This window comes from uncultured Cyclobacterium sp. (assembly GCF_963976465.1).
Lineage (GTDB): Bacteria > Bacteroidota > Bacteroidia > Cytophagales > Cyclobacteriaceae > Cyclobacterium.
The window spans coordinates 1-3,477 of record NZ_CAXBOC010000550.1 but is presented as its reverse complement, the minus strand read 5'-3'; the positions used below and the strand labels follow the sequence as shown (position 1 = coordinate 3,477).

General features: G+C 40.4%; 2 protein-coding genes and 1 pseudogene. 1 reads left to right on the top strand and 2 read right to left on the bottom strand.

Translation table 11 applies throughout. The features are described 5' to 3' along the window. Together AAC037_RS21980 and AAC037_RS21975 are read right to left on the bottom strand one after the other, a co-directional pair. A pseudogene (locus tag AAC037_RS21980) lies at positions 1–290 on the bottom strand (sugar phosphate isomerase/epimerase); the annotation flags it as partial. A gap of 224 nt (positions 291–514) precedes the next feature. Continuing rightward, a complete protein-coding gene (locus AAC037_RS21975) occupies positions 515–1,846 on the bottom strand; it encodes a PQQ-dependent sugar dehydrogenase (RefSeq protein WP_339905640.1) in 1,332 nt (443 codons plus the stop codon). Between the two features lie 183 nt (positions 1,847–2,029). Between AAC037_RS21975 and AAC037_RS21970 the strand changes: the two genes are divergently transcribed. Continuing rightward, positions 2,030–3,477, top strand: a 1,448-nt coding sequence (locus tag AAC037_RS21970; RefSeq protein ID WP_339905638.1) for a VCBS repeat-containing protein, incomplete at its 3' end; no start/stop codon positions are given.

Genomic DNA, 3,477 nt, shown 5'->3' with positions numbered 1-3,477 from the left:
TCTTTACCTGTTTGACAATTGATCAGCACCGGTTCCGCAGCAATGAGGTGCTTTAAATATTTTTCATAAGCATTTAAATTTTCTTTAGGATCAGCTTCAAAGGATTGAAAATATTGTCCGATCAATTCTAAATCATGGTCTTTAAGTATGGCCAGCAAATGATCTCTCTCTTTGGTTTTCAGTGGAAGGTGCATTTCTACCCCATCATACCCCGCTTCTTTTACATTGTTACAAAAGTTTTCAAAAGTCAGGATATTTCCCCATAGTGGGGCATAAAATTTAATTGTCATCAGATATTTTTAGCTGTTAATAAATTTGGTGCAATTTATGGCTTTAAAATGATGGCTCAAGGAAAACCTAGCTTTTCTAGAAATACAGCTTCCAAAGAATTCTTACCAACCCGGCCAAAGGAAGATTTGCTTTAATTTTAAGATCATCCAAAAAAGAGAAAGGGAAAAGTTTACCAAACATTTCCCTTTACTTTTTATTAAAAATTACTCGTATTGCATAAAATTTAATTCATTGCCATGGTATTGTCTTTTTGATAGAACACACGCCAGATCTTTCCGGTAACAGAGTCGGAAATAATTACTGTTCCATCAGGAGCCATCGCTAAACCTGTAGGCCTATGCTTGGCATCACTAGGTGCTTCTATCTCTTCTATTCCTGCAAAACCATCTGCAAAATCCTGTTGATCACCACTTGGAGAGCCATTCTGAAAAGGCAACATGCTTACTTTATATCCTTTTTGTCCCAATGGAGCCCTATTCCAAGAACCATGAAAAGCAATAAGAGCTGCTCCTTTATAACGCTCCGGGAACTGATCCCCTGAGTAAAACAACAAGTCATTGGGGGCCATATGGGCTGCAAATGTAGCAACAGGAGCAACTGTTCCTTCACATCTCTCGGAACTTTCCTTGTCTCCACCATATTCCGGTGCAGTTAAACGTATATTTTGCTTCCCGTCATAATAACAATATGGCCATCCAAAATTTGCACCGTCACTCAGCCTAAACATTTCTTCTGCAGGTAGTTCCACACTTTCTTCTGTTGTAAACATGTCAGGAAACAACCCAGTCAACATGTCTCTACCATGTTGTACTGCATATACATGTCCATCGAAGGGGTTGAATTCCAAGGCCACAGCATTTCTTATCCCGGTGGAATACCTATGACCATCCTCCATTTGAGTTTGTCCAATCTTTTCTGCATCAAATCTCCAAACCCCACCATGCCTTTCCAATAAAGGGCAAGGGTCCATGGCTGGAGATCCCTTGGTTCTATCTTGTTCCTGGCAAGCATTGGATGGGGCACCGATATTGACATACAAAAATCCTTCATCATCAAAAGTAAAGGATTTGGCAGCATGAGAGGTTTGCACAGGAAGCCCTGAAACAATGGTATCTGGTGAGGATGCATTGTCAGGCAATAAATCCTCTCCGGCAAAGGAAAATCGAAAAACAGTACTGTCGTTTGAGGCGTATAGGTTACCATTATAAAAAGCCATTCCTGTACCGCCCAAATCACCGAAATACTTGATTTCATCTGCTCTTCCATCTCCATCAGTATCTCTAAGTGCTGCAATTCCTCCTTGATCATTGGCTTCTCTTAGGTTTACATAAATGTCGCCGTTATCTCTAACCGCCAAGTGCCTTGCTCTCCCAAGATCCTCAGCAATAACATAGGATTGAAAACCTGAAGGAAGGGCCAAGCCTCCTTGATCTTCATCTGCTGTAAAATATGGGGAATCTGTTTCGGTTTCTGTCTCCGTAGAACTTCCACAACCGTAAAGCAAACCTCCGCAAACAAAGGCTGCTGATAGAAATTTTAACTTAGAATATTTCATGTTTAATTATGGTTTTTAGTAGGTTGAAGTTTAAATATACCCCAATACATCAGTAGCTCCAAATCTCGCCCCTATTAATTCCGCTAATAATCATCCAAATAAAACCCTAATATTCATGATTTAGGCCGGTCAAAAACCTTATATTGCCAGTCAAAAAGTTGCCCTTTGCAAATATTAATTTGAATGAAAAAGCCTTCATTTTTATCGCCAACCCATTCCTTGGTTATATTTTTTTTGCTATGTTTCTCTTGTAAAGAAAAGACAAGGTTTACCTCTTTAAGTCCGGATGATACGGGAGTAGATTTTGAAAACAGCCTGATTGAGGACGAGTTTTTCAATATTCTTACCTACGAATACTTTTACAATGGGGCCGGTGTAGCTGTGGCAGACTTTAACAATGATGGACTGGACGACCTGGTCTTTACTTCCAACATGGGGAGTTGTGAAATATTTTCTAATGAAGGTGACTTTTCTTTTACCAATCAAACAGAAGTCTCCGGAATTTCTACCAAGGGGAAATGGGCTACAGGAGTATCCATAGTGGATATCAATCAAGATGGTTTAAGAGACATCTACCTTTGTTTTTCCGGCCCTTATGGCGCCATTCAAAGAAAAAATGAATTGTACATCAACTTGGGAGATTTTAAATTTAAAGAAAAAGCCGCTGATTATGGGTTGGATGACACAGGTTTTAGCACCCAAGCTGCTTTTTTTGATTATGATCGGGATGGTGATTTAGACATGTACCTAATGAATAATATGACGGATGAGACAGGTCCCAATATCATTCGGCCTAAAAGGATCAATGGAGAGATGTTGAATACCGATAAGCTATTCCAAAACAATGGGGACCTGACTTTTACCGATGTATCAGCGGTAAGTGGAATTACCATTGAAGGCTATGGTTTGGGCTTGGCCATTGCCGACATCAACGGGGATTTATGGCCGGACATTTTTATAAGTAACGATTACTTGTCGAATGATATTCTATACCTGAACCAGCAAGATGGAACCTTTAAAAATGTTGCAGAAAAGGTGTTCCAACACACCAGTTATTCCGCCATGGGAAACGATATAGCCGATATCAACAATGATGGCAAAGCGGATTTTATGGAAGTAGACATGTTGCCCAATAAAAACTATCGCCAGAAGTTAATGTTTGGGAAGACAGGCCATGACCGTTTTACTTCTGAAATAAAAACGGGATATGAACCTCAATTTATGCGGAATACCCTTCAGCTCAACCGGGGTTTTTCTAACGACTCTTTACCGCAGTTTTCAGACATCAGCTTTATGGCAGGAGTAGCAGCTACCGATTGGAGCTGGGCTCCCTTATGGGCAGATTGGAACAATGATGGTTGGAAGGACTTATTCATTACCAATGGCTATCCCCGAGACATCACCAATCGGGACTTTGTAGATTACAGATCCAATTTTGCCCGTTTGAACAGCCGTGAAATATTTGAAAAATTAAAACCCCTTGAAGGAGCCCACCTTGCCAATTTTATGTTTCAAAACAAGCAGGACCTCACCTTTGAAGATGTGTCAAAGGCTTGGGGTTTTGACCTGCCCGGTTATTCAAGTGGTGTGGCATTTTCGGATCTCAACAACGACGGTCAACTAGATCTCCT